We start from the raw sequence: 24,788 nt of genomic DNA, 5'->3' as shown, positions 1-24,788 counted from the left end.
ATCCAGCGGGGAAGCGCTCGTCAGCTCAAAGTATACGTAGCTTCCATCTTGGGTCAGAGCATAACCGGCTGCCGTATAAACGGTTCCGCCTGCCTGCTCATCCTGATAGAAAAGATAGGAGGAGGTGCCCCGGTCAATCAGTTCGCCGATGGTACAGGGAACGGAAGCTTCTTCCATATCTACCACATGCTCAGATACATAATCTGAAAGAACCTCATCGAGAATCCATTTTTCCGATTCTTCCAGAGAAGTATAAGTCAAGGAGACAGTCGGAGCGTTTTCCTCTGCCGGATTTTCAGCTTTTACGGAAATGGGGTTCAGGAAAAGAACCAGCGCCAGCAGTCCGGCCAGAATACAAAGGGAAAATTTTTTCATAGGCTCACCTCATTTACGATGTGTGTTCTCTTTCATATATAGTATTTTAACAAAAAGATATTACAAAACTATGATGAAATATTTAGAATTACGTTATAAATTCTGAAGAAATTTTAAAGATTTCAGATAAATCATCGAATTTCCACAGGATCCATGAAAACCAGACAGAAAACAAAAATAAACAAATTTGATGTCGGTACTTGCTGTCTTGTCACCTGTATGGTATGATGTAAAGGCTTTATTAAGCAGAATGGTTACTAACAGGAAAAGAGGAGTAAGAAAATGGAAAAAGTGAAGGCTTTTCTGAAAAAGAAAAATGTGGAAATCAGCGTAAAACGCTATCTGGTAGACGCACTGGGAGCCATGGCGCAGGGATTGTTCGCCAGCCTGCTGATCGGCACTATCGTAAGCACTCTTGGCAAGCAGCTGGGGATCGAGTATCTGACTGAGCTGGGCGGTTACGCCAGCGCGGTAGCCGGACCCGCCATGGCAGTCAGCATCGGCTGGGCACTGCAGTGTCCGCCACTGGTGCTCTTTAGTTTAGTGGCAGTCGGCAACGCGGCGAATGTACTGGGCGGCGCGGGCGGCCCGCTGGCGGTGCTTGTTATCACTGTCATCGCGGCGGAATGCGGAAAGCTGGTCAGCAAAGAAACAAAAATCGATATTCTGGTAACGCCGGGCGTCACCATTTTCGTGGGCGTCGGTCTGGCAGAGCTGATTGCGCCGGGCATCGGCGCGGCGGCTTCAAGTGTAGGTCAGCTGATCATGTGGGCGACCGAGCTTCAGCCGCTGCTGATGGGTATCATCGTATCCGTATTAGTCGGTATGGCTCTGACCCTGCCGATTTCCAGTGCGGCTATTTGCGCAGCTCTGGGTCTTACAGGACTTGCAGGCGGCGCTGCGGTAGCGGGCTGCTGCGCCCAGATGGTGGGCTTCGCGGTCATGAGCTATAAGGAAAATGGCGTGGGCGGCCTGGTGAGCCAGGGCATCGGCACCAGCATGCTGCAGATGGGCAATATCGTGAAGAATCCCCGCATCTGGATTGCGCCGACCCTGGCCAGCGCCATCACCGGCCCCATTGCCACCTGCGTCTTCCATATGACCATGAACGGCACACCCGTATCCAGTGGTATGGGAACCTGCGGCCTGGTAGGTCAGATTGGCGTGTATACCGGCTGGATGAGCGAGATCGAGGCAGGCACCCGGGCTGCCATCACCGGCTTTGACTGGGTGGGTCTGATTCTCATCTGTTTCGTGCTTCCGGCTGTTTTAAGCACCATTTTCTGTGAAATCGAGCGAAAGATGGGCTGGATCAAGGATGGCGATCTGAAACTCAACTAGGAGCCGTATAGGAAAAATCAGTCTTCTGACAGAATCCGGGAAAATCCGTCAAGTTACATTGGACTAAGCGGGAGGAGTATGTTATACTCTTATCAAAGGGATTTTTTTGTTCAAGAGAGGGAAGAAGTCAGGAGGAAGATATAAATGGCAAATGTAGTATTCCAGTTTGAAAACGGCGAGAAAGTGACGGTTTCAACTATGGCAGGAGAGAATCTGCTGGAGACGGCGCGGAAGTCCAACGTGGTCATCGACGCGCCCTGCTCTGGCAATGGCTCCTGCGGAAAGTGTCGCGTGAAGCTGCTGGGAGGCGAGCTGGATTCCAAGAAGACCCGCCATATCAATGAGGAAGAGTGGGCGGAGGGTTGGCGTCTGGCCTGTTGCAGTACGGTAGCCGGCGATGTGCAGGTCATGGTGCCGGATATCGCGTCTGCGTATCGCAGCCGCATGAAGGTGGCAGACTTAAGCTCTCCCCAGGAGATCAAGATTTTTGACGACTGCATGGAGCATCTGGCAGAGGCCGATTTGACTCTGGGTAATAACATCCGTATCATTGATCTGAAGATGGACGTACCGACCCTGGATGATACCATGCCTGACAATGAGCGGCTCACAAGAGCCCTGCAGGCAGTGACCGGCATCGAGAAAATTGAGCTTCCGTTCTCGACCTTGATGGAGCTTCCGGATGTGCTGCGGGCCAGTGATTTCGAGGTGCAGTGTGTCATTGCCCAGAATAAGGAGCACGTGTTCGTATATGATGTGTTCGAAAAATCGGCCAATGTCGTAGCGGCTGGACTGGCTATCGATATCGGTACGACTACTGTATCCGCAGTTATGGTTGATATGCTGACCGGCAGGATTCTGGCCAAGGCGTCCTCCGGTAACGGACAGATCCGGTACGGTGCAGACGTTATTAACCGTATCATCGAGTCCCAGAAGCCGGGCGGACACAAGAAGCTGCAGGACGCGATCATTGACGAGACCCTGAATCCGATGATTCAGCAGATGAGCCGGGCGGCAGGCTTAAGCTCCCGCCAGATTTACCGGCTGTCCGTGGGCGGCAACTCCACCATGAACCATCTGTTGGTGGGTATCAACGCAGATCCGCTGCGTATGGAGCCCTATATTCCGGCCTTTTATAAGACCAATTCCATCTACGCGTCGGACATCCGCCTGAACGTGCATCCGGACGCCCATGTGATCATCGCGCCGAATATTGGCAGCTATGTGGGCGGCGATATTACTGCCGGCGCTTTGGTCAGCATGCTCTGGAACCAGCCCCATTTCTCCCTGTTCATCGACCTGGGAACCAACGGTGAGCTGGTATTCGGTAACTCTGACTTCATGATGAGCTGTGCATGTTCCGCAGGACCGGCCTTTGAGGGCGGCGATATCAGCTGTGGTATGCGTGCGACGGACGGCGCGATTGAGGCATGTAAGATCGATAAGGAGACCATGGAGCCTACTTTTGATATTATCGGCGATCCGGGACAGAAGCCCATCGGCCTTTGCGGTTCCGGTATCATCGACGTGATTGCGGAGCTGTTCCGCTGCGGCATCATCAGCCCCAAGGGCAAATTTGTCCGGGAAGGCAAGCGCGTGAAGCATGATCATTACGGCATGGGCAGCTATGTCCTGGCCTTCGAGGAGGAGGCTGCGGGCAGCAAGGACGTGGAGATCACGGAAGTGGATATCGATAACTTCATCCGTGCCAAGGGTGCGATTTTTTCAGCGATCCGTACCATGCTGAAGAGTCTGGACTTTGACATCAGCATGATCGAGGAGGTCTATGTAGCAGGCGGCATCGGAAGCGGTATCAACATGCAGAACGCAGTGAATATCGGTATGTTCCCGGATATTCCGATTGAGTACTATCACTACATAGGCAACTCTTCCCTGTGCGGCGCTTACGCGATGCTGCTGTCTACGAAGGCAGAGCGTAAGGTTTACGAGCTTGCCAGAAATATGACTTATCTGGAGCTTTCCACAGAGCCCGGATATATGGACGAATTTGTGGCCTGCTGCTTCCTGCCCCATACGGACAGCTCCCTGTTCCCGACCGTGATGGGACAGTTATAAAGACGGAATTATTACGAGAAAGAGAGACTTAACAACTATGGAATTTCCTTACGAAAAGGACAATAAAGAGAGAATCCCCTTCGAGCACTATCTGAGTGAGTATCAGAAAATCGACCCAAAGGAGGCAGCTGAGCGCTGTGGCGTGGAATACGATGAGGAGAAGCAGCAGTTTCATGTACGCCTGATGGGCTATCATTATCTGGTGGACTATCCGGAATTCGCGGTGCATAAGGAACATGAGGAGGAAGAAGGCGCGTTCCTTTTGCTGGATACTGTGGCAGCGAAGATTAGTGTGCTCCGGTTCCTGATTTCCGGTCAGGTGGTCAAAAGTAGTGGCAAATATCTAACCTACCGGGAAGTGCCCTGGGGGGAAGTATACTTCCGGCAATTCGAGGGAAGATGCCTGACCCGTCTTAAGTTCGCCTTTGGCTTCAAGCTGGATAAGTTTTGCGAAGCTATGGAGAAGCTTGGTGCGAAGAGACTGACCCTGGGCGACGCTTCTTACGAGTTCGAGTATATCAACGGTCTGCATGTGCGCTTTATTCTCTGGACCGGCGACGACGAATTCCCACCTGCGTCCCAGATCCTTTTCGAGGATAATTTCCCCTACGCTTACCAGGCGGAGGATCTGGCGGTGGTGGGAGATATCTCCATCAACACGCTGAAGATTCTGGCCGGGAAATAGGCGGATAACTGGAATAAAGGATATTAGAAATAAATGGAAAATAAGAAAAAAGCAATCCTGGCCGTGAGCTTCGGTACCAGCTTTCATGAGACCCGGGAAAAGACCATCGATCGCATTGAGGCAGATCTGGCGGCAGCCTACCCGGAGTATACCCTGTATCGGGCATGGACCAGCAAGATGATCATCACGAAGCTGAAAAAGCGGGATGGTATTGTGATTCCTACGGTGGCGGAGGCTGTGGAACAGATGATTTCCGATGGCGTACAGGAACTGATTGTGCAGCCCACCCATATCATTAATGGCATTGAAAATGATCTGATGAAGGAGGATGTGCTGGCACGAAAGGAAGCCTTTGAAAAAATCGCGTTCGGCGATCCGCTGCTGACCACTACGGAAGACAATGTGGCGGTACTGCAGGCGGTGATGTCAGAATTTCCGGCGCTTGCAGAGGATGAGGCGCTGGTATTTATGGGACATGGAACTACCCATTACGCCAATACCGTTTACGCGGCCTTGGATTATACCTTTAAGGATTTGGGATATACCCGAACCTTTCTCGGAACTGTGGAGGCTTATCCGTCCATGGAATCCCTGAAAAAGCAGCTTCGTGCGCTGGCGCTGAAAAAGGTCATTCTGGCACCTTTTATGGTGGTTGCCGGAGATCATGCAAACAACGACATGTCCGGCGAAGACGAGGATTCCTGGAAGAGTCAGTTTGAGGCGGAAGGGTATCAGGTATCCTGCGTGCTGAAGGGACTTGGCGAGTATCCCAGTGTGCGAAAAATCTATGTGGCGCATACAGAGGCGGCGAGAAAGAGTCTGGAAGAGCAGGCGTAATCATTTGCGTTTCGCGGGTAGACGGGCAGCAACACCGCCCGATATAAAATAAATAGGGTAAAACGGAGATACCGTATCAACAGCAAGTTCTGTTGATACGGTATTTTTATGCAATAGGAAATTCCTATGGAATCCCCTATTACATAAGAAATATTATCGCATTCTTTCTTTGTCGCAAAATCGGAGAATCTGACGAACGATTTCAAAAGTGATTTGTAATAATATGGGAAAAATCACATAGAATGGAAAGTAGTAACAGAAAGGAGGGGGAGAGAGGGCAATAGACAGCTTGTAGTGAAAAAAGGAGAATGAGAGAATTGAGGAGAAAAGCAAAAAGAATTTGGGCGTTCCTGCTTGTGCTTCTGCTGCTTTTTTCAGTGGCCGGAGGAAGCAGCTTCCCGGTGTTGGCAGAGACGGAAGGTGCAAAGAGCGTTTCCGTGGAGGGCGGGGAGGCGAAAGAGACAGAGAAAGCCGAAAAACAGGACAGGCAGGAGGAAGAACAGCAGGAAGATACGGAGCAGGTGGAACCGGGACAGACGGGTCACGATGAGAGAGAAGAGACCGGGGCAGAACAGGGAAAGGACGCGAAGAACCCCCAGGAAGACGATGGAAATGCCAGTCCGGATGAAAATACAGGAATCACAGAAAATGGAGAAGTCGGAACGGAGGAAGAGCCGAAGGTGACCGATCCGGAGCAGCAGCCCACAGATTCCGCAGCAGATCCGGGAGCGGACGCGGCGAATGCAGAAAAACCGGCGGAAAATGAAACAGAGACAGAGAAACAGACCGGGGAAGCCCTTCCAGAGGAAGAGTGTGTTCCGGAGGAGATCCTTCCGGCTGAGCCAGTGGTATTGGATCTGGCGACGGTGAAACCGGAAGCTCCGTCCCTGGCCCATCGGAAATATGCCGAGCGGAACCCGGATGGAACTTACGATCTGACGCTGGAATTTACGGGAAAAGCGGATACCGACAGTAATGCCCGGAAACTGGACGTCCTTCTGATTGTGGACAGGTCGGGGTCAATGACTTACTCTATGGGAGGATCTAAGGAAACAAACTATAAGAACAGCCGCTGGTACAATGCCAAGCTGGCCATTCAGCAGCTGATCGATACACTGGAACAGAATGATGGACTGGATGTTCGTTACAGTATTGTGACATACAGTGGAAGTGAAGATGATGGAACCTGGAATGACGCAAGCATAGCTGTAGAATGGAACGAGGCGAAGAATTTTAAAATAAGTGGGAATCTGACAAATCCACAGGATCAGTACAGTGTCGGAGGCGGTAAGCTGGATTATAAACCCTCAGGTGGAACGAACTATCAGGCAGGACTCCGTACGGGGGCGGAACAACTGGTAAAAGCCCGTTCAGACGCGGAAAAGGCAGTACTGTTTCTGTCGGATGGAAAACCAACGTTTTATTATAATAGTGACGGAGATACTGTGGGAGCCGGAGATGAAGATGCAGATGAAGATTGGTGGGGAAATAAGTATAACTGGGGCAGCTGTTCCGGCGCCGCCTATACCCAGGCAGACAAAATGACCGGCATCAACTATTTCTACGCCATTGGTATCGGAAAAGACGAGCAGGCAATCAATCCGGCTACACTAAAAGAATTGAGCGTGCGGATCGAGAAAAAGAATTCCGGTTGTAAAGTCACAGAGAATAACGCGCCATACCTCTGCGGCAGTCTGGAAGAGCTGAAAAAAGCATTTTCGGAAATGGCTGGTGAGATTACAAGGCTTTCCTGTAAGAATGTGACTGTTACCGATACCCTCAGTGAAAATGTAGATCTGCTGAATAAAGACGGAAAGCCCCTGACCAATGCGTCAGAGCTTGTATACACACTCTCAGCGGTGAATGCAGAAGGCGGCGAAGAGAGCATACCGGACGGAACGACAGTCGTTTATAACCCGGCGACCCGTGAGCTTCAGCTGAAATTCCCGGACGAATACGAGCTGGGCGATGGCTGGACCTATGAAATCACGGTTCACATCGCGCCGTCGGAGCTGGCCTACAAGAAGTATTTTGAGGCAGACGAGACTTACCCGGATAGAGCGGAGCCCGATACAGGAACCCATGCGGACGGCTGGGGCTTTTATTCCAATGTGGAAGACAGTGCAAAATTGATTTACACCTGGAATGATACGGTTCCGGGGGAAGAGGAGTTCCCGATGCCCGTAGTGAAGCTGGACGGCGTGGATATCCCGGTACCCACAGGCCTCGGCTTCAGCGGACAGTTGGGAAGCGGCGTATGGGCAGCGCTGCTTGGCACGGCGACTATGGCGGCTCTGGCATATCTGGCATACAGGAGACGGCGATACGATGGAACGCGATAAGGCTGAAGTAAAATATTTTCTGATCCGGCTGGGTGTGATGATGGTAGTCTTCTGGCTGCTGTTCGGAGTGGTTTTCGGCGTCACGGCCATGAAAGACAATTCTATGAGCCCGAAGCTGGAGGCAGGCGATCTGGTGCTGTACTATCGGCTGGGAAAAAAGCTGAACGATCGCTCAGTGATTGTATTTTGCAAGGAGGGCAGGCAGTATGTGGGCCGTATTGTGGCCCGTGGCGGGGACACAGTGGAGGTGGCCGGAGAGGATGGACTTTACATCAATGGCTATCAGGTTCTGGAAACTGACATTTATTACCGGACGCCGGTATATGATGGAAAGGTGGACTATCCGGTGACACTGAAAGAGGACGAGGTCTTTGTGCTCTGCGATTACCGGGAGGGGGCTTTAGACAGCCGGTATTTCGGGCCGGTGAAACACTCTGAGATAAAGGGGACTGTTATTACAGCAGTCCGCAGATCGGAACTATAAGAACTATAAAACGAGGCAGGAAAGAGAGAGGGAACGAGATGAAATTTCAGAGAATCGCAGGCAGACTGGCAGCAGGAATGATGACAGGAGCAGTGCTTCTGACTACATTTGGCGGAAATGCGCTGGCAGCGACGGAGGTAACGCCTTTGCAAGAGATGAAATATAAAAAGATTGTGACCACAGATGTGCATACGTACGCTCCGGATACGAGCTTTTCCTTTACGCTGACGCCGGTGGATCACAGCAAAGATACGACGCAGGCAACCTTTGCGGATAATGTGGTTTTATCCGGCGTAGAGGGTGGTCTGACTATGGAAAAGGGAACCATTACATTTGCGCCGTCCGGGACAGCGCCTGCAGCATCCTATGAAGGCAGCGATAATATCAAATGGGATATTACAAAATTTACGAGACCGGGCGTCTATCATTATCAGGCGAGGGAAACAGCCGGTAATTACGAGGGTATCGTTTATGACGGAACGGTTTATGATGTTTATGTATTTGTCTTAAAGGATGATACCGGCAGCCTGTATGTAAAAAATATCCTCTGCACAAAGCCGGTGACGGATAAAGAGGGGAATACCAAGGACACGAAATCTGACCTGATTTTCACCAATGATTACGGCAAAGAGCATGACACAACGCACGATATCACCATCGTCAAAAAAGTTACCGGAAATATGGGCGAGACAAATAAAGACTTCAGGTTCCATGTAAAAGTGAAAGGCGCAGACGGTGAATGGTATAAGGTTGTCATCACAGATAAAGAGGGCGGAAGGGTAACGGAGACACATCTGGAGAACAACGTGGAAGCGGAGTATACCATCAAGGATACCGGTTCCATCCATATCTATGGCCTGACTGCCGGTGATACCTATACGGTAAATGAACAGGATTATACCGCAGACGGTTACACCACGAAATATGTGGATGCGGACGGAAAAGAGGTATCGAAGGAGAATCAGGTAACGGAAGACGGGAAGCTGCTCTACGTGGAGAACCACCGCGACGCCAAAATTCCCGGCGGCGTAGTCAGCACCGTAGCTCCCTATGCTCTGATGCTGGCCTTCGCGGCAGCGATGATCTTCTTCTTTGGACGTAAGAAAAAGCTGTTCGGGGAATAAGAAATGTGGCGGGCAGCAGCGAGAGTGGCCGGGATTGGGAACCGGTTACTCACCATAATTGCAGGCCTGCTGGTCTTTGTAATGCTGGCCTACGGTACGTATTCCCTCTGGGATACGTACCGGGTAAGCCAAAATGCTTTTGTATCCGCCGAACTTCTGGATTATAAGCCGGTAGGAGATGGAGAAAGCGCAGGCTTTGCGGAGCTTCAGGAACTGAATCCCGACGTGCGCGCCTGGATCACCATACCAGATACGCATATCGACTATCCGGTGCTGCAGGGAGAAAACGATATGATCTATGTCAATCAGGACGTCTACGGCGAATTTTCTCTGTCTGGCGCAATATTCCTGGCCAGCGCGGACAGTCCCGATTTCTCCGACAGCTACAGCCTGCTCTACGGTCACCATATGGAAAATGGCGCCATGTTCGGCGATGTGGCGAAATTTACAGAAACAGCGTATTTTACAGAGCATCCGGACGGCGTCCTGTATCTGCCGGATAAGGAATTGACTATCCATATTTTTGCGTGTGTGGAGACGGACGCCTATGATGAACAAATCTATCACAGCGGAAAAGACGTGGATGTTTCAGGGCTTCTGTCTCATATCAGAAAAAAGGCGGTACAGTATCGGGAAGCAGTTCGGGGTGAGAAGCTTATCGGGCTTTCCACCTGCGCAGATGATGTGGGAACCAATGGACGCGTGGTAGTATTCGGCTGGCTGGAAGAAACGTCAGCCGGAAGGGAGGTGTAAACACCTGTGAAAAATAAGAAAAAAAAGGTCTGGAAATGGGCGCCGCTTTTCGTTTTTATTCTTAGCCTGTGGCTGCCGGTGAAGACAGAGGCGGCAGAAAAAAGCTGTACGCTCACCATACCGGTGCAGGTCGAAGTGAGTGGTGAAAATATCCCGGGCGGTAAAGATTATAAAGTAACCCTGGAAGCGGTGACAAAGAACGCGCCGCTGCCCATAGAGACCGTGAAGACCCGCACCGGCGCGGGCACGATTACCTTCGGCCCCGTCACCTATGGAGAGGTCGGAACGTATCAGTACCGCATTTCCCAGGATACGGACAGCGCCGAACGCTTCAACTATGACCGGACAGCTTATCTGGTGGACGTACAGGTGATCCGCCGGGGCGATGGCACCCTGACGGCAGAAGTGGTGGCAAACCGGGAAGGAAAGCAGGAAAAATCCGACGCGATTCGCTTTGATAACCGGTATGATGCGCCGAAAAATCAAAGCTCCGGAGACTCCGGCGGACACCGGAGTGCTGTCAGAGCCGTCCGGACCGGCGACACACAGCATCCGCTGATGTGGCTGTTGACAGCCGGGGCTGCGGCAATGGCGATAGCACTGATTATCAGAAAAAGTATCGCGAAGAAACGGGAAAAGAAGGAACGCATTTACAGACAGCGCATGTCGGTTTACCGATAGGCGAAAGGAAAGCAAAAAAAGAACCGCAGCCGGAACCCGATTTTCCGGCTGCGGTTCTTTTGGTTATAAAATCAGCGCTCCATTTAAGATCTGGACACGCTTGCGGGAGTCAGAACACTGGAAATAATCTTGCTGAAGGCCTTCATGAAAATGAAGAGCAGTACCGTATTGATCCCCAGGGAAACGATACATTTTACAAGACGGATGGTGAAGAGATACTTCCATTCCATGCCGTACATAAAATGCAGCCACAGGGTATTCAGGGTGCAGGCTTCTACGAACTCAAAAAAGGTAGCCGCAAAAATACGGACCGGGGTCACTTTGGAACGGTACAGGATCAGACCGAAGGCAAAGCCGAGAATTGCGTAGCTAAGTGTGAAGCCCGGAAAGAAGGGGCCTGTCTGGGGGGCAGCAAAGAAGCTGACCACATCGCCTGCGATACCGGCTGTCATACCCATCACCGGACCGCCATAGGCAGCGGCAGCAGCCAGCGCCAGGAACGCGAAGCGGAACTCCAGATAGGGAGTAAGCTTTAAATTGAAAAAGGAAAGCGCCACGTAAGCGGCCACGAACAGACCGCAGAGGCAGATACTCTGAACCTTCCGGAGATTGTTAAACTGTTCACGAAAGGAAAGGGCATCCTTGGAAAAAAACTGCATAAAAAATACACCTCCAAAATTATGTGTGAGAAACAGGTTACAAAATAAATAATATCGAGACTGCTTATGAAGCCCGATTCCTCCACACATGAGATGTACTCATCTGTAGCAACGGGTGCGGATAATATATCGTAAGACCGAGTCAAAGCTCTCCTTTTCGTTTCGCGGCGACTCCCCAGCCTGCGAACACTTGACGCATAAAATCCTACTTCGCTATTATTTATTTTTCGTTCAGATTGTATCCGAACAGGTACATTATAACATAGATTTTCCAAAAAGCAAGAAAGATTATCAAAAATTTAACGAAACTTTGAAAAAGCCTCCTTGCATAATCCTTCAGAACATGGTATTCTAAAAACCAATGTCGATTTTGGCATATCGCAAATCATTCCTGTGACAAAAATTTCTTATCGTAAAGCGAGGGCTTAGATAAGACGTTTCGATAGAAAGAGGTGTAAAAATGATACTGGATGCAATCCTGGACGCGCTTCTGGATACCGCGAAGACCGTGCCGTTTCTGCTGGCTGCCTTTCTGCTTCTGGAGACGCTGGAGCATTATTCCAATAACTTTATGAATCGTGCCCTGGGAAAAATGGGCAAGGCAGGCCCTCTGGTGGGAGCCATCTTTGGCTGCGTTCCCCAGTGCGGTTTCTCCGTAGCAGCGGCGAACCTGTATTCCGGCGGCGTTATCACTCTGGGAACCCTGATGGCCGTATTCCTGTCCACCTCCGACGAGGCCATCCTGATACTGTTCAGCCATCCGGGCAGCGGCCGGGTCATCGGACAGCTTCTTCTGGGCAAAATGCTGATCGGCATTGTGGCCGGATACCTGTTGGACTTTTTGCTTCGTAAGAAAAAGGAGCACAAGCACATCGAAGATATGTGCCGCGGCTGTGGCTGCAGCGACGACAGCGGCATCGTAAAACCGGCTGTGCGTCATACCATTCAGCTGACCATCTATGTCTTCGTTTTCACCGCCATCCTGAACATCGTACTGGGATGGGTGGGTATGGACGCCCTGACCACCTTCCTGGGCAAAGACACCTGGTTCCAGCCCTTCCTGACCGCGCTTCTGGGACTCATCCCCAACTGCGCTTCCTCAATTCTCATCACCGAGCTCTACCTGGCCGGGGGCCTGAGCCTTGCGTCCGCCATGGGCGGTTTATGCGCCGGAGCAGGCGTCGGCCTGGCAGTCTTATTCCGGGAAAATCATCCGGCGAAGGAAAATGCAGCCATCGTAGGTCTCCTGTACCTGCTGTCCGCCGGAGCGGGCCTGTTGCTGGAATTTATTTTATAGTAGAAATCAAGACAAAGGGATTCTGTAAAAAGCAGGATCCTTTTTATATAAAGCTTCTGAAGGTAGCCAGACCGGAACAGATATGATAAGATAGAAAAAAGGGACAAAAGAAAAGATAAACGGAGGTGCCTATGAAAAAAGCAGGAGGATATTTAAAAAGCATATTGCCGCTGGTGGCTATGCTGGGAATACAATTTGCGGCTTCTACGGTTCAGATGATAAGGTTCATGGTGCAATATGGCGTGGAAGAGGGAACACAGATATACATGAACGATACCATGACGGTATTGCTGATCTCTGACGTACTGCTGCTTGGTGTAGCAGGCCTCTGGTATTATATCAGTGTGGTACGGTGGCGGGAGAAATACGGGATCCGGGAGATGTCACTGTTTCAAAAAAAAGATCTGGTAAGCCTGCTTCTGATGGCGGTGGGCGCGCAGTTTCTGATAGGGATTCTGATGAGCGGCTGGGAGGTGCTGGATCCGAAATCCATGCAGGAGTACACGGATCTGATAGAAGACGCGGGTCTTGGAGAAAGTGGAATTTCCGCGATCCTGGCGACGGTCATCATTGGCCCGATTGCGGAGGAATTGATCTTCCGCGGCCTGACGGTCGAATATCTGAAGCGGGCGGGAGCCTCCTTCGGGGTGATCAATATCCTGCAGGCTCTGTTTTTTGGCATTGCCCATCTCAACCTGGTACAGGGAAGCTATGCCTTTCTGATAGGCCTTCTGGCCGGATATCTGGTGCTGCGCTATCGTTCCATCTGGGCTGGGATTGCCTTCCATATGCTGTTTAACGGGTATTATCTTTTGGAACCTCTGGTAGCCGGAGCCCTGGGCTTTTTGCCTGAGGTGCTGCAGGCGATTTGCTTCGTGGTATTCGGCCTGCTTCTGGTGGCGCTGCCCCTGCGGAGACTGATACGGAAAACAGAAGAACAGGACATGGAATAAAACCGAAATGGGATTTGAGAGATGACTTTTTCACTAAGCATCTCTCATTTTTTTGTCTATGTTTCCGGATTGACCGGTAGCCTGGGCTATGATACAATGATGGAAACTAGGAAACTTTTTTGGGTTTCCGGGTTTCCCCTGACAAAAAGGAAACACCCTAAGGAGGGATGAATGAGAGAGAAAATCATTGATACAGCCATAGAAGAATTTACGAAACATGGATCGAAATTTACCATGAACGATGTGGCGAAGGAATTAGGGATTAGTAAAAAAACCATCTACACCATCTTTGAGAGCAAGCAGGATGTGCTGGTGGGAATTGCCGACCGGTATGCCCGGGATTTTACCGATATGAGGGAAGCCATTGAACAGGATGACAGTTTGGATACTCTGGAAAAGCTGGAACGGCTGTTCTGCGCGATTCCCACCAAGTATTACAATATCGGCCTCAGTCGGCTCTTTGAGGTGGCCCGGAAGTATCCAAAGCAGTACAGATACCTGATGGAGGCGGTGAATCAGGGCTGGATCCTTGCGGAGCAGTATCTGGAGCGGGGCGTACGGGAAGGTAAGATCCGAAAGGATATCTCCGTTCCGGTGGTAATGGCGATGATCCGGGGAACGGTAACCTGTTTTACGGAGAGCGATATTCTCTATAAAAACGGGCTGACCTACGAGCAGGGAAAAGAAGAGATGGTTCAGATCATCATGAAGGGGATAAGAGCAGCGTGAAAGACGCTTCCCGCAGTTACCTGCTGTGAGGATTGCAGAAATAAGAAAAAGGAGAGTGAGACAATGTTTTTTCAGATTTATGGAGAAACCGCAGGCTGGCAGCTGTTAGGCTGGCTGCTGGTCTTTGCCGGACTGGTATTGATGAACGAGGTGGCAAGACGGACCAAATGGGGCGGAATCGCGTGTTTCCTGGCTCTTCCCGCAGTGTTGACGGTGTATTTTATCGCGATCTACATCGGAGCGGCGGCGGGCGCAGAATGGGCGTTGCAGAATGACACCTACGTACATATGAACAGCTGGTTCCATTACGCCAAGCTGTACGCGGCGACGGCGGGCTGTATCGGATTTATGGTACTGAAATACAACTGGGGAAAACTGGGAAAATCACACTGGTTTAAAGCCTTCCCCTTTGTGATTGTGGCAATCAACATTCTGATCGCGGTGGCCTCTGATTTTGAATCCGCTATCCGGGCCGGATCTCTGGCAGGCGGCTGGTGGCTGTCCTCAGAGGGCGTATGGCTGTATGGCGGCTGGTGGAATGTGCTGAATGGCCTGGCGGGTCTATTCAATATCGTATGTATGACCGGCTGGTGGGGCATTTACTCCTCTAAAAATAAGCAGGATATGCTGTGGCCGGATATGATCTGGGTATACATTCTGGCATATGACATCTGGAATTTCCAGTATACCTATCTGAATCTGCCGACCCATTCCTGGTACTGCGGTCTGGCACTGCTTCTGGCACCCACCTTTGCGGCGGCTCTCTGGAATAAGGGCGGCTGGATCCAGAACCGTGCCAATACCCTGGCTCTGTGGTGTATGTTCGCACAGGTATTTCCGCTGTTCCAGGACGCCAGCCGTTTCACTACGGTGACCTCCGTCTACGGCGAGGGCGGCATAGCCGCGGCAATGGGAAGCACTATGCCGGTTACCGCGAATCCTACGGCGCAGGGACTGATTTCTGTGATTGCGTTTGCAGTCAACGTATTTAGCTTCGCTTATATCCTGAAGCAGGCGAAGGTACAGAAGAAGAATCCGTGGAAGGAAGAGATTTTCGTGGATACGAAGGATTATCAGGAGGCAATGGCCAGAACCAGATAAGGCTTTGGAACAGTTACAGGGGCGTGCTCGGGACGGAAAAATTCCGCTCCGGGCACGCCCCTTATTGAAGATATTGAAGAAACGGATTATGAGCCGGATTGCTTCCGGTATACCAGCCAGGAATATACGTAGAGCCAGAGGGTGCCTGCAAGAATAAAGCCAAAGGCCAGCACGGTCATAAGCCTGGAGGGGAAGACACCGGACAGGATCAGGAGAATTCCCATGATACAGAAGAGAACGCCGCCCATGGCGTGGGTTTTCTTCCAGACATATTCATTTTCCAGGGTCCAGGGCGTCTTGATTCCCATGGTGTAATTGGTGCGAAGCTGCGGCATATAGTTGCCGATGGCCAGAAAGAGAATTCCAACGGCCACGGGAACCACCTGCTCGATCCGCACCGGAAGGCCAAAAATGACAGCGTCGGTAGCCCAGGTAAGGCAGATCAGAAACAGGGTCATAGTGTAAATAAAAATATCAAAGGCCTTCTTATGGAGCGTGTAGCTTTTCTTCCTTGGATCGATATAGGGCAGCAGCTTCATGAAAAAGAACAGGATACAGGGCAGCGCCGCAAGGAACAGGGTCACGTATTTGTTGGAATAGCCGTTGACCGTCCCGTCAAAGCCCCAGTGAGTAGGCACGATATCCGGCATCCCCGGCAGCAGGCAGGCGTGGGCCAGCAGAGAGACTACGGAGAGTCCGATAAAAAAACAATCCTTTTTCGTTAATTTCATTATTTATTTCCTCCTTTGGAAAAATCAAAAAACCATTTCATAAGTTCCTGGAAAACAGTCATATTCAGGCTGTAGACGATGTTCTGGCCTCTGCGCTCGTCCAGCACCAGCCCAGAGGATTTCAGAACATTCAGGTGATGGCTGACAGAAGGCTTGGAGATATCGAAGCAGCCGGCGATTTCCCCGGCAGTCAGATCTCCCTCGGTCAGCAGCTCCAGAATCCGCCGCCGGGTGGGATCCGACAAAGCCTTAAAAGCATCATTTAACATAGTGCCTCCTTTCCTGATATTCAGAAACTGATATTTAGATAGTTAGATGAATATCTAAATATCTAAACACAAAATAGCACACAGGAATAGAAAAGTCAAGAAAATTTATAGATGATAAATTTTACATAAAGGCGGCAGAAGCTGGACACATTGAGAACAGGAAAATGTAGATTTTTCATTCTGGATGTGATAGAGTAAAGCAGTAAGAAAAATAAAACGCGCCGGGCCGGGAGAACCCGGCAGCGGGCTCATATAAGGAGGTTATCATTATGGCAGTGATAGAGATTACAGAAGCAAACTTTGAGACAGAGGTATTGAAGTCTGACGTTCCCGTACTGGTGGATTTCTGGGCTGTATGGTGCGGACCCTGTCAGATGCAGGGGCCTATTATCGACGAGCTGGCGGAAGAGGTACAGGGCGTTAAATTCGGCAAGCTGAATGTGGATGAGAACATGGGACTGGCGCAGAAGTTCCGCGTCATGAGCATTCCGACCCTGATGCTGTTCAAGGATGGACAGGCCGCAGCCACGGTCGTAGGTCTGCAGTCCAAAGAAGCTGTAAAGAATCTGCTGGGAGTCTGAGATGGCATACGACGTAATCATAGTAGGCAACGGACCGGCCGGGTTGTCGGCGGCCCTTTACACCAGCCGGGCGAATCTAAAGACCCTGGTCATCGGCAAGGATGACGGCGCCCTGACCAAGGCGGATAAAATCGAAAATTATTTCGGCATGGCGGAGCCCATATCCGGCTGCGAGCTGGTGGAGAATACCAAGAGACAGGCGAAAACGTTGGGAGCAGAGCTTACAGAGGACGAGATTTTCCATATCAGCTGGAATGGAAGCTTTCGGCTGGAAGGCCGGAAGGAAACCTATGAAGCGAAGGCCGTGCTGCTGGCTACGGGAACCTCCCGGAAGACAGCCAATGTTCCGGGGCTTTCGAAGCTGGAGGGCCGCGGCGTCAGCTACTGCGCTGTCTGCGACGCTTTCTTTTACCGGGGACGGAAGGTGGGCGTCCTGGGAAATGAGGACTATGCTATCCATGAACTTGGCCAGCTTCTGCCGGTGGTGGGAGAGGCGGTGCTTCTGACCAATGGAAAGCCCCTGCATACAGACGTGCCGGAGGGCGTAGCGGTTTATGAGAAGAAGCTTACGGCTGTAAACGGAGAAGAGCAGGTGGAGGGCGTCACCTTTGAGGACGGGGAAAGCCTTGCCCTGGACGGTATTTTCGTGGCGCTGGGAAGTGCCGGAGCCGCCGAGCTGGCCCGGAAAATCGGAGCCATGACAGAAGGACGGAACATCAAAGTGGATGAAGAAATGGCCACCAACGTACCGGGACTTTACGCAGCCGGAGACTGCACCGGAGGCCTTTTGCAGATCTCCAAAGCAGTCGGTGAGGGAGCAAAGGCTGCCATGAGCATGATCCGTTTCGTGCGGCAGCAAAAAAATAATTCAAACTGAAGGAGAAACAAAAAATGAAACTGATGATAGCGTCAGATATTCACGGTTCCGCGTATTACTGTGAAAAGCTTCTGAAAGCCTACGATGAGGAGAAGGCAGATAAGCTGCTGCTGCTGGGCGATATCCTGTACCACGGTCCCCGCAATGACCTGCCGAAGGATTACGCGCCCAAGCAGGTGATTGCCATGCTGAATCCCAGAAAGCAGGATCTGCTGTGTGTGCGCGGCAACTGCGATACGGAAGTGGATCAGATGGTGCTGGAATTCCCGATACTGGCGGACTACTGCATTCTGTATCTGAATGAGCGGATGATTTTCGCCACCCATGGCCATGTGTTCAACGAGAAGAACCTGCCTCAGCTTAAAAAGGGTGACATTCTGCTCCACGGACACACCCATGTGCCTGTATGTAAGGAGACGGAGGACTATATTTACCTGAATCCCGGATCCGTATCCATCCCGAAGGAGAACAGCTGGCATGGCTACATGATTCTGGAGGATGGTATATTTGCCTGGAAGGATCTGGAAGGAAACGTGCAGAAGGAATTCTGCCCGCAATTATAACGGATAGCTGTCTGTATGGCAGGGCAATTCATGGAAAATAGTGTATGAAAAAGAAAAGCTTCCGAATCCATGCGGTAAAAACCGTTTGGAATCCGGAAGCTTTTTTGACAACATCCTCTCTTATTCTTCGATATGCTCGAGACCCTGGCAGAGAATATTGACCACATGATCGTCGGCCAGAGAGTAGTAGATGGTTTTGCCGTCCCGACGGAACTTTACCAGGCGGCTCTGCTTTAAGACCCGCAGCTGGTGGGAGATAGAACTCTGGGACATTTCAAGCCCCGCGGCAATATCATTGACACATTGTTCTCCGTCACGGAGTACAAATAAAATTTTGATCCGTGTGGAATCCGCGAATACCTTAAAAAATTCAGAAAGATAATAAACCTCGTCATCGGCGGGCATCAGTTCGCTGCTCAAAATGCGATCCCTCCTTTTTCAAATGATTGAGAAAGCTATATTGATTGTAACACAAGAAAAAATCGGTGACAAGAATAATATTTGAAAATATGATGATATGAGAATATATATATGCATATTCATATATAAAAAACAGTGGAAAAGCGCCGGAAATCTGGTATATAATAAGTAATGAAGAAAAGGGAGAGAGAACCGATGGGCGTAGAAATCTATGAAATTATGCATATGGACAGACGGGTAGCGAGAATCGATACTTCCGGGCGGTGTAAGATCTATTACCGCTCTTATCTGCCCTACAATCTGTACCTGGAAGAAGAGACGGATATTGATACACTGGTCAATAATGTGACGAATTTTTATTACTGGTGCTCCACCCGCATTCTGACGCTGGACAGGCAGTACGCGAAGGAGATTCTGAACAGCATCGGGATGCAGCAGGCCGTTACGGATCGGGAACGCGCCCGGATCGCCCTGTCCTATCGCTGTGTATCCCTGACGGACGTATTCTGGGTCCGTAATCAGAAAGAACGGGTCACCTTCGCGCAGGTGAATCTCTACGATAACCACCTTTCCAATACCTTTATGGATATCGCCCTGCGGGGAAAACAATATACAGTAAATAATGAACAGCTGGCGCAGGATCTGGCCACCAACGGCTGCTTTCCCAAGGCCTGGCAGAGAGTGGAGGGCGGCTTCCGGTTACTGAAAGACGGCGGAACGGAAGCAGTGGAACGGGAGCTTCTGGCCAGCCAAATCTGCCGTTGCTTTGACGCGAATCAGGTGCTTTATGAAAAGGACTATTTTGACGGGGTAATGGTGACGGCCAGTGATAATATTACCTCCAAGGAATATTCCATTGTTTCTATGGAGGCTTTTGAAATCTATTCGGCCAATCATGGACGGGATACAAAAAAATATGTGCTGGGACTGGATCGCCACAGCTATTACATGATGAATATTCTGGATTATCTGACGGGCAATACGGATCGGCATTGGGGAAACTGGGGCGTGCTGGTGAAAAATAAAACCAATAAGCCGGTGGGTCTGCATAAGCTGATGGATTTTAACCGGGCGTTTTATGCCTATGATACGGAAGAGGGAGCAAACTGTCAGACGCTGTTTCACCGGGAGCACAAGACGCAGAAGGAGGCGGCTGTGGAGGCGGTCAGACGCGTCGGCCTGTGTCAGAAAAAAGAGGTGGAACGGGCCTGCTTCGCGGCTTTGCCGCAGTATTATGAGATGTTCTGCCACAGACTGGAGCTCCTGAAAAAGTGCTGTATAGATAAAAGTACGCAGACAGGAATTTCCCAGAAAAAGGAAACTGAAATTGCCCATTATCGCTTGAAATAAGGCCAAAAACCAGCTATAATTAGAATATCTATGAGCAGGGAAAAACATAAGAATACGGAGATTATTTTGATGAAAAAATTCAGATATACAGGTAAGAAAATGGCAGCCCTGGTGCTGGCCGGGGTGATGGGATTTTCTATTACGGCGTCGGCGACCACAGAGTCAGAGATTAAGAAGCAGCAGCAGGCGACCCAGAAGCAGCTGGACGAAATCAATTCCCAGATGAAGTCCATCGAGAGTCAGCGCAACAGCGTGCTCAGCCAGGTGAATTCCCTGAACTCCGAGCTGACGACCCTGGTGCTGAATATCGAGCTTCTGGAGAGCGATATTGAGGCCAAGGCCGAAGAAGTGGATCAGGCTCAGGCTGATTACGAGGCGGCCAAGCAGAAAGAGGAAGAGCAGTACGAAGCCATGAAGCTTCGGATTCAGTACATATACGAAGAGGGAGATATGGATTATCTGTCCCTGTTCCTGCAGGCGGAGAATTTCTCCGATTTTCTGAACCGGGCGGATTTCGCCCAGGAGATTCAGACCAAGGACCGGGAAATGTTCCTGGAATATCAGGAAACCAAGCAGGAGGTAGCGGATCTGCTGGAGGAGCTGGAGCAGGAAAAGGCTGATATGGAGGATCTGCAGGCGGAGTATGAGGATCAAAAGAGCGCCACGGAGGCCGCTTTGTCGCAGAAGAAGGCGGAGCAGGCAGATTATGACAGTCAGCTGGCTGCTGCCAAATCCCAGGCAGCCACATATAAGAAGCAGCTGCAGGATCAGCAGAAGCAGCTCAAGAAGCTGGAAGCTGAGCGGAAGAAAAAGGAAGCAGAAGCGGCTGCAGCGGCGGCGAAAAACAGTGAAGCATCCAAGTCCGGCACCATTTCCACCGGATCGAATTCCGGTTCGGGCAGTTCCGGTTCGGGCAGTTCCGGTTCCGGGAGCAGCTCCGGATCTTCCGCATCCGTTTCCGGAGGCGGATCTGGCGCGGCGATTGCAAGCTATGCCCTGAAGTTTGTGGGTAATCCCTATGTATCCGGCGGCACCAGCCTGACGAACGGCGCGGACTGTTCTGGCTTTACCTGGGCGGTCTATCAGAATTTTGGGATTTCCATTCCCCGACAGTCTGACGCCCAGGGACATTCCGGCAAGTCTGTCAGCTATGCGGATGCCCAGGCGGGAGATATCATCTATTATGGCGGCCATGTGGGGATCTATATTGGCGGAGGACGTATCGTCCATGCCAGCACAGCCAAAACGGGTATCAAGATCAGCTCTGCCACCTACCGGGGTATTCTTTCGGTGCGGAGATATTATTAAAACAAAATAAGACAGACAGCGTGCACAGACGCCTGCTTTCGGAAGATTCCGGAGGCAGGCTCTTTTTATGTAATAGGAAATTCCTATGGAATCCCCCATTACATAAAAATATTATCGCACTGCGGCGGAGAGGTAGCATGTCGTTTACACGACCCGCCGTAAGTAGCATCCTGCAGTATCAATTTGTTAAACAGAATAAAAAGTGGTTGACTATAATGTATATATATGATATATACATTATATAAACACAACACACACAAAGAAAGCAAGGAAAACAGCCTATGAATATCATCATCAGTAATTCCAGTGGCAAGCCCATCTATGAACAGATCACAGCTCAGATTAAGGGGCAGATTATGAATGGATCCCTGAAGCCGGGAGAGGCGCTGCCTTCCATGCGGCTGCTGGCAAAGGAGCTTCGGATTAGCGTGATTACCACCAAGCGGGCCTACGAGGAGCTGGAGCGGGAAGGCTTTATCACCACGGTGGTGGGCAAGGGGAGCTTTATAAGGGAAGCGGATCAGGAGTTTGTCCGGGAAGAACGGCTGCGGGCCGTGGAAGGGCACCTGCAGGCGGCGGTGGACGCGGCCAGACAGTGTGGCATGGACGAGACGGAGCTGGTGGACATTTTGCAATTACTATTTGAGGAGGCATGAATATGAACAGTGCCATAGAAGTAAGAAACCTGACAAAACAGTATCCGGGATTTGCGCTGAAAGATGTGAGCTTTCAGATTCCGGAGGGCAGTATCGTCGGTTTTATCGGAGAAAACGGCGCGGGAAAAAGCACGACGATAAAGGCGATTCTGGATTTGATAAAGCGGGACGGCGGAGAAATTACACTGCTTGGCGAGCCGGACGGCGCAAAGGACGAGACATTGAAAGAACAGATCGGCGTGGTTTTTGATGAGAACTGCTTTCCGGATTATCTGAACCGGAGAGATGTGAATCGGATGCTGAAGGCCATCTACAGAGGGTGGCAGGAGGAACGCTTTGGAAAGCTCTGTGATCGGTTCGGGCTCCCGGGGAAGCAGATGATCAAAGAATATTCCAGAGGCATGAAAATGAAGCTTTCCATCGCGGCGGCCATGTCCCATCAGGCCCGGCTTCTGATTCTCGATGAGGCGCTTAGTGGTCTCGATCCGGTGGTGCGTGCGGAGATCCTTGATATGCTCCGGGAATTTGTTATGGACGAGCGGCATACGGTGTTTCTGTCCTCCCATATCACCAGCGATATCGAGAAGATCGCGGATTACATTTTGCTGATTCATAAAGGGGAGATTCTTCTGTATGAAGACAGGGATACGCTGTTGGAGAAATACGCCTTGATCCGGTGCAGCGCCGAAGAGGCCGCGAAGCTGAATCCGGCCATTGTGGTGGGTGTCCGCCGGGGCCGGTTCGATACGGAGGTGCTGGTGCGAAGCCGGGAAGGGCTGGAGGCAAATGAGCATCTGGTTATGGATCGGGTAAGCCTGGAGGATATTCTTCTTTATACGGCGGGAGAGCCGGGAAATGAGAGGTGTGCGGGATGAAAGGACTGATTTTGAAGGACTTGTATACACTGCGGCAGATGGGGAAGATCTATCTGATTTGTATGGTGTGCCTGGTGATCTGGGGCCTGGTTACAGACAATCCAACCATGCTTTCCAGCCTGCTTCTGGTATATGGGCTGATGCTTTTAATTACGACAGCCTCCTACGATGAAGCCTCCCATTTTAACCGGTACGCGCTGACCCTTCCCCTGACGCCAAAGAAACTGGTACAGGCGAAATACCTGTTTGCGCTGCTTCTTTTCACGGTTATGGTGACGCTGGGGATTCTGGGCGGCGCGGGTATGCTTGCGGTGCTGGGAGCAAAGGCAGAGATGGGGTACGGAGAGCTTCTGGCGTCCACATGTTCCATCAGTTGCATCTATCTGATGACAATTGTTTTCATATTGCCCTGCATCTATAAATTCGGTGTGGAAAAATCCCGGTTTCTGTTTATGGCGACTTACCTGCTTGTATTTGCCGGTTTCGCGCTGCTGTTCAGTATAGATAACATGAAAACATGGCTTTCCGGACTGGGTGATCGGGGATTCCTGTCTATAGGCGCAGTCTTCGGAGCGCTGGCTATCGTGGGGCTGATTGTGTCCTACCATATTTCCATCCGGATTGTGGAAAATAAGGAATGGTAAGGAAGCGCATTCACAAAATCTTAAGAAAGATTTCAGAAAAAGGGTCTGGCAAATCAGGCTCTTTTCTTTTATACTGAAGAACGGACAAAAGACGACAAAAAACGAAGGAGACCTTATGACCGGACGACAGAAAAAAAGAGCCTGGATTTTCACAGGAGCGGTGTGTACCATGCTTGGCATGGGTGCTTTTATCGGCCAGGTATATGCCCAGAGCCTGGAGGAACCGGTGCTGACTACGTCGGAGGAAGCACTTCCGGATGTGTTGGAAGCGGAAGATACGAAAGAATTTGTGACAGAATATACAGACGGTGAAGAAAAAACGGAGGATACGGAGGAAAATCTGCCGGAGGACTGGAATCTGATTCTGGTCAATAAGACCCATCCGATTCCGGAGGATTATCAGGTGGAGCTGAAAAGCATTGGCAGCGGACATCAGATAGACGCCCGGGCCTATGATGATTTCAAGGCTATGATTCAGGCGTCCAAGAGGGATGGAGTGACCATCTATGTAAGTTCATCTTATCGGGATATGAACAAACAGATTACACTGTATGAGAAGAAGACGGATTCCTACCTGCAGCAGGGTTATTCTCTGGAGGACGCACTGTCAAAGGCAGGACAGGTGGTGGCGGTGCCGGGCACCAGTGAGCATCATCTGGGGCTGGCCATCGATGTGGTTTCCTCTGAGTACCGGAAGCTGGACGAGAAGCAGGAGAATACGAAAGGCTTTCAGTGGATGAAGGAGCACAGCTGGGAATATGGCTTTATCCTGCGCTATCCAAACGGAAGCACGGATATCACGGGTATTATCTACGAGCCCTGGCATTTCCGCTATGTGGGCCTGGAAGCGGCAAAGGAGATCTACGAGAGAGACATTACGCTGGAGGAGTATCTAGGCGCGAGGCCGGTATCCGAGGGTGAGGCAGTAACCTACGATTACAAGCCGGAGAAAAAACAAAAGCAAAAACACGAGGCACCGGTAACAAATGAAGAATCTGTGCCGGAAGAAGCGCCGGCAATAAATGAGACACTCATGCCGGAGGAAACTCAGGCAGCCGGTGAAGGACTGTAAACAAA

General features: G+C 50.8%; 27 protein-coding genes and 1 riboswitch. Of the genes, 22 read left to right on the top strand and 5 right to left on the bottom strand.

Annotation, left to right across the window (positions count from 1 at the left end):
- Positions 1-375, bottom strand: a 375-nt coding sequence (locus ACTRC3_RS04145; RefSeq protein ID WP_440321787.1) for a hypothetical protein, incomplete at its 3' end; no start/stop codon positions are given.
- Between the two features lie 282 nt (positions 376-657).
- Here ACTRC3_RS04145 and ACTRC3_RS04140 point away from each other — a divergent pair.
- The 9 genes from ACTRC3_RS04140 to ACTRC3_RS04100 all read left to right on the top strand — a co-directional run bounded on the left by ACTRC3_RS04140 (position 658) and on the right by ACTRC3_RS04100 (position 10,698).
- Positions 658-1,716 carry a PTS transporter subunit IIC gene (locus tag ACTRC3_RS04140; protein ID WP_440321785.1) on the top strand — a complete coding sequence of 353 codons (1,059 nt, stop codon included), beginning with the start codon at positions 658-660 and terminating at the stop codon, positions 1,714-1,716.
- 144 nt (positions 1,717-1,860) lie between these two features.
- The gene (acsV, locus tag ACTRC3_RS04135) at positions 1,861-3,792 is read left to right on the top strand and encodes a corrinoid activation/regeneration protein AcsV (RefSeq protein WP_440321783.1); all 1,932 of its coding nucleotides are present in this window, start codon (positions 1,861-1,863) and stop codon (positions 3,790-3,792) included.
- Positions 3,793-3,829: 37 nt separating this feature from the next.
- The gene (locus tag ACTRC3_RS04130; protein WP_440321781.1) at positions 3,830-4,477 is read left to right on the top strand and encodes a DUF3786 domain-containing protein; all 648 of its coding nucleotides are present in this window, start codon (positions 3,830-3,832) and stop codon (positions 4,475-4,477) included.
- A 33-nt stretch (positions 4,478-4,510) separates the two neighbouring features.
- Positions 4,511-5,314: a sirohydrochlorin cobaltochelatase gene (locus tag ACTRC3_RS04125; RefSeq protein WP_349164018.1), complete on the top strand. Its 804-nt coding sequence runs from the start codon at positions 4,511-4,513 to the stop codon at positions 5,312-5,314.
- Positions 5,315-5,631: 317 nt separating this feature from the next.
- Positions 5,632-7,656: a DUF7604 domain-containing protein gene (locus ACTRC3_RS04120; RefSeq protein WP_440321779.1), complete on the top strand. Its 2,025-nt coding sequence runs from the start codon at positions 5,632-5,634 to the stop codon at positions 7,654-7,656.
- A complete protein-coding gene (lepB, locus tag ACTRC3_RS04115) occupies positions 7,643-8,140 on the top strand; it encodes a signal peptidase I (RefSeq protein WP_178039497.1) in 498 nt (165 codons plus the stop codon). The genes ACTRC3_RS04120 and lepB overlap by 14 nt, the downstream gene beginning before the upstream one ends.
- A gap of 38 nt (positions 8,141-8,178) precedes the next feature.
- Positions 8,179-9,264: a DUF7601 domain-containing protein gene (locus ACTRC3_RS04110; protein ID WP_440321778.1), complete on the top strand. Its 1,086-nt coding sequence runs from the start codon at positions 8,179-8,181 to the stop codon at positions 9,262-9,264.
- Between the two features lie 3 nt (positions 9,265-9,267).
- The gene (gene srtB, locus ACTRC3_RS04105; RefSeq protein ID WP_440321776.1) at positions 9,268-10,017 is read left to right on the top strand and encodes a class B sortase; all 750 of its coding nucleotides are present in this window, start codon (positions 9,268-9,270) and stop codon (positions 10,015-10,017) included.
- Positions 10,018-10,023: 6 nt separating this feature from the next.
- Positions 10,024-10,698, top strand: a complete 675-nt coding sequence (locus ACTRC3_RS04100; RefSeq protein ID WP_440321774.1) for a Spy0128 family protein — start codon at positions 10,024-10,026, stop codon at positions 10,696-10,698.
- An 83-nt stretch (positions 10,699-10,781) separates the two neighbouring features.
- On the opposite strand, the gene ACTRC3_RS04095 is transcribed toward ACTRC3_RS04100, so the two are convergent.
- Positions 10,782-11,357: a folate family ECF transporter S component gene (locus ACTRC3_RS04095; protein ID WP_440321773.1), complete on the bottom strand. Its 576-nt coding sequence runs from the start codon at positions 11,355-11,357 to the stop codon at positions 10,782-10,784.
- A gap of 107 nt (positions 11,358-11,464) precedes the next feature.
- Positions 11,465-11,572, bottom strand: a riboswitch (THF riboswitch).
- Between the two features lie 245 nt (positions 11,573-11,817).
- On the opposite strand from ACTRC3_RS04095, the gene ACTRC3_RS04090 reads away from it, so the two are divergent.
- The 4 genes from ACTRC3_RS04090 (at position 11,818) to ACTRC3_RS04075 (ending at position 15,437) form a co-directional block, all read left to right on the top strand.
- Positions 11,818-12,654 (top strand): putative manganese transporter, encoded by an 837-nt coding sequence (locus ACTRC3_RS04090; RefSeq protein WP_440321771.1) that lies wholly within the window; start codon positions 11,818-11,820, stop codon positions 12,652-12,654.
- A gap of 131 nt (positions 12,655-12,785) precedes the next feature.
- Positions 12,786-13,607 carry a lysostaphin resistance A-like protein gene (locus ACTRC3_RS04085; RefSeq protein WP_440321769.1) on the top strand — a complete coding sequence of 274 codons (822 nt, stop codon included), beginning with the start codon at positions 12,786-12,788 and terminating at the stop codon, positions 13,605-13,607.
- A gap of 171 nt (positions 13,608-13,778) precedes the next feature.
- Complete coding sequence (locus ACTRC3_RS04080) at positions 13,779-14,336, top strand: TetR family transcriptional regulator (RefSeq protein ID WP_178038589.1); 558 nt, start codon at positions 13,779-13,781, stop codon at positions 14,334-14,336.
- 63 nt (positions 14,337-14,399) lie between these two features.
- A complete protein-coding gene (locus ACTRC3_RS04075) occupies positions 14,400-15,437 on the top strand; it encodes a DUF5692 family protein (RefSeq protein WP_440321766.1) in 1,038 nt (345 codons plus the stop codon).
- 86 nt (positions 15,438-15,523) lie between these two features.
- On the opposite strand, the gene ACTRC3_RS04070 is transcribed toward ACTRC3_RS04075, so the two are convergent.
- Together ACTRC3_RS04070 and ACTRC3_RS04065 are read right to left on the bottom strand one after the other, a co-directional pair.
- Positions 15,524-16,168, bottom strand: coding sequence for an SdpI family protein (locus ACTRC3_RS04070; protein WP_440321764.1), 645 nt, complete (start codon positions 16,166-16,168; stop codon positions 15,524-15,526).
- Positions 16,168-16,437: an autorepressor SdpR family transcription factor gene (locus tag ACTRC3_RS04065; RefSeq protein ID WP_440321762.1), complete on the bottom strand. Its 270-nt coding sequence runs from the start codon at positions 16,435-16,437 to the stop codon at positions 16,168-16,170. Before ACTRC3_RS04065 ends, ACTRC3_RS04070 begins: the two co-directional genes overlap by 1 nt.
- Positions 16,438-16,706: 269 nt before the next feature.
- Here ACTRC3_RS04065 and trxA point away from each other — a divergent pair, with 269 nt between their 5' ends.
- The 3 genes from trxA to yfcE are packed head-to-tail and all read left to right on the top strand — an operon-like array spanning position 16,707 to position 18,458.
- Entirely contained in the window at positions 16,707-17,018 is a 312-nt protein-coding gene (gene trxA, locus ACTRC3_RS04060) for a thioredoxin (protein WP_178038585.1), read from the top strand.
- 1 nt (position 17,019) lies between these two features.
- Complete coding sequence (locus ACTRC3_RS04055) at positions 17,020-17,895, top strand: NAD(P)/FAD-dependent oxidoreductase (protein ID WP_440321760.1); 876 nt, start codon at positions 17,020-17,022, stop codon at positions 17,893-17,895.
- 14 nt (positions 17,896-17,909) lie between these two features.
- On the top strand, positions 17,910-18,458 hold the full coding sequence (gene yfcE / locus ACTRC3_RS04050; RefSeq protein ID WP_440321759.1) for a phosphodiesterase: 549 nt from the start codon (positions 17,910-17,912) through the stop codon (positions 18,456-18,458).
- 120 nt (positions 18,459-18,578) lie between these two features.
- Here yfcE and ACTRC3_RS04045 read toward each other — a convergent pair whose 3' ends face one another.
- Entirely contained in the window at positions 18,579-18,863 is a 285-nt protein-coding gene (locus tag ACTRC3_RS04045) for a metalloregulator ArsR/SmtB family transcription factor (protein WP_178038592.1), read from the bottom strand.
- A 210-nt stretch (positions 18,864-19,073) separates the two neighbouring features.
- Between ACTRC3_RS04045 and ACTRC3_RS04040 the strand changes: the two genes are divergently transcribed.
- The 6 genes from ACTRC3_RS04040 (at position 19,074) to ACTRC3_RS04015 (ending at position 24,783) form a co-directional block, all read left to right on the top strand.
- On the top strand, positions 19,074-20,228 hold the full coding sequence (locus tag ACTRC3_RS04040; RefSeq protein WP_440321757.1) for a hypothetical protein: 1,155 nt from the start codon (positions 19,074-19,076) through the stop codon (positions 20,226-20,228).
- Positions 20,229-20,297: 69 nt separating this feature from the next.
- On the top strand, positions 20,298-21,536 hold the full coding sequence (locus ACTRC3_RS04035; RefSeq protein WP_440321756.1) for a C40 family peptidase: 1,239 nt from the start codon (positions 20,298-20,300) through the stop codon (positions 21,534-21,536).
- Between the two features lie 281 nt (positions 21,537-21,817).
- Positions 21,818-22,192, top strand: a complete 375-nt coding sequence (locus ACTRC3_RS04030; protein ID WP_440321754.1) for a GntR family transcriptional regulator — start codon at positions 21,818-21,820, stop codon at positions 22,190-22,192.
- Positions 22,193-22,194: 2 nt separating this feature from the next.
- On the top strand, positions 22,195-23,067 hold the full coding sequence (locus tag ACTRC3_RS04025; protein WP_440321752.1) for an ABC transporter ATP-binding protein: 873 nt from the start codon (positions 22,195-22,197) through the stop codon (positions 23,065-23,067).
- Positions 23,064-23,711, top strand: coding sequence for an ABC-2 transporter permease (locus tag ACTRC3_RS04020; RefSeq protein ID WP_440321751.1), 648 nt, complete (start codon positions 23,064-23,066; stop codon positions 23,709-23,711). The genes ACTRC3_RS04025 and ACTRC3_RS04020 overlap by 4 nt, the downstream gene beginning before the upstream one ends.
- Before the next feature lie 115 nt (positions 23,712-23,826).
- Entirely contained in the window at positions 23,827-24,783 is a 957-nt protein-coding gene (locus ACTRC3_RS04015; RefSeq protein WP_440321749.1) for a M15 family metallopeptidase, read from the top strand.
- The last annotated feature ends 5 nt before the right edge of the window (positions 24,784-24,788 follow it).

Source organism: Laedolimicola sp., assembly GCF_051972735.1.
GTDB classification, from domain to species: domain Bacteria; phylum Bacillota; class Clostridia; order Lachnospirales; family Lachnospiraceae; genus Laedolimicola; species Laedolimicola intestinihominis.
This window is presented reverse-complemented; position numbering and strand designations above follow the sequence as displayed.

Excerpts from the sequence above, each read along its gene's own strand:
- ACTRC3_RS04065 (WP_440321762.1), bottom strand. The coding sequence starts at position 16,437 with ATGTTAAATGATGCTTTTAAGGCTTTGTCGGATCCCACCCGGCGGCGG.
- ACTRC3_RS04080 (WP_178038589.1), top strand. The coding sequence starts at position 13,779 with ATGAGAGAGAAAATCATTGATACAGCCATAGAAGAATTTACGAAACAT.
- acsV (WP_440321783.1), top strand. The coding sequence starts at position 1,861 with ATGGCAAATGTAGTATTCCAGTTTGAAAACGGCGAGAAAGTGACGGTT.
- ACTRC3_RS04075 (WP_440321766.1), top strand. The coding sequence starts at position 14,400 with ATGTTTTTTCAGATTTATGGAGAAACCGCAGGCTGGCAGCTGTTAGGC.
- yfcE (WP_440321759.1), top strand. The coding sequence starts at position 17,910 with ATGAAACTGATGATAGCGTCAGATATTCACGGTTCCGCGTATTACTGT.
- ACTRC3_RS04040 (WP_440321757.1), top strand. The coding sequence starts at position 19,074 with ATGGGCGTAGAAATCTATGAAATTATGCATATGGACAGACGGGTAGCG.
- ACTRC3_RS04140 (WP_440321785.1), top strand. The coding sequence starts at position 658 with ATGGAAAAAGTGAAGGCTTTTCTGAAAAAGAAAAATGTGGAAATCAGC.
- trxA (WP_178038585.1), top strand. The coding sequence starts at position 16,707 with ATGGCAGTGATAGAGATTACAGAAGCAAACTTTGAGACAGAGGTATTG.
- ACTRC3_RS04020 (WP_440321751.1), top strand. The coding sequence starts at position 23,064 with ATGAAAGGACTGATTTTGAAGGACTTGTATACACTGCGGCAGATGGGG.
- ACTRC3_RS04130 (WP_440321781.1), top strand. The coding sequence starts at position 3,830 with ATGGAATTTCCTTACGAAAAGGACAATAAAGAGAGAATCCCCTTCGAG.
- ACTRC3_RS04055 (WP_440321760.1), top strand. The coding sequence starts at position 17,020 with ATGGCATACGACGTAATCATAGTAGGCAACGGACCGGCCGGGTTGTCG.
- ACTRC3_RS04085 (WP_440321769.1), top strand. The coding sequence starts at position 12,786 with ATGAAAAAAGCAGGAGGATATTTAAAAAGCATATTGCCGCTGGTGGCT.
- ACTRC3_RS04095 (WP_440321773.1), bottom strand. The coding sequence starts at position 11,357 with ATGCAGTTTTTTTCCAAGGATGCCCTTTCCTTTCGTGAACAGTTTAAC.
- ACTRC3_RS04015 (WP_440321749.1), top strand. The coding sequence starts at position 23,827 with ATGACCGGACGACAGAAAAAAAGAGCCTGGATTTTCACAGGAGCGGTG.
- lepB (WP_178039497.1), top strand. The coding sequence starts at position 7,643 with ATGGAACGCGATAAGGCTGAAGTAAAATATTTTCTGATCCGGCTGGGT.
- ACTRC3_RS04110 (WP_440321778.1), top strand. The coding sequence starts at position 8,179 with ATGAAATTTCAGAGAATCGCAGGCAGACTGGCAGCAGGAATGATGACA.
- ACTRC3_RS04030 (WP_440321754.1), top strand. The coding sequence starts at position 21,818 with ATGAATATCATCATCAGTAATTCCAGTGGCAAGCCCATCTATGAACAG.
- ACTRC3_RS04025 (WP_440321752.1), top strand. The coding sequence starts at position 22,195 with ATGAACAGTGCCATAGAAGTAAGAAACCTGACAAAACAGTATCCGGGA.
- ACTRC3_RS04035 (WP_440321756.1), top strand. The coding sequence starts at position 20,298 with ATGAAAAAATTCAGATATACAGGTAAGAAAATGGCAGCCCTGGTGCTG.
- ACTRC3_RS04070 (WP_440321764.1), bottom strand. The coding sequence starts at position 16,168 with ATGAAATTAACGAAAAAGGATTGTTTTTTTATCGGACTCTCCGTAGTC.
- srtB (WP_440321776.1), top strand. The coding sequence starts at position 9,268 with ATGTGGCGGGCAGCAGCGAGAGTGGCCGGGATTGGGAACCGGTTACTC.
- ACTRC3_RS04090 (WP_440321771.1), top strand. The coding sequence starts at position 11,818 with ATGATACTGGATGCAATCCTGGACGCGCTTCTGGATACCGCGAAGACC.
- ACTRC3_RS04125 (WP_349164018.1), top strand. The coding sequence starts at position 4,511 with ATGGAAAATAAGAAAAAAGCAATCCTGGCCGTGAGCTTCGGTACCAGC.
- ACTRC3_RS04045 (WP_178038592.1), bottom strand. The coding sequence starts at position 18,863 with ATGCCCGCCGATGACGAGGTTTATTATCTTTCTGAATTTTTTAAGGTA.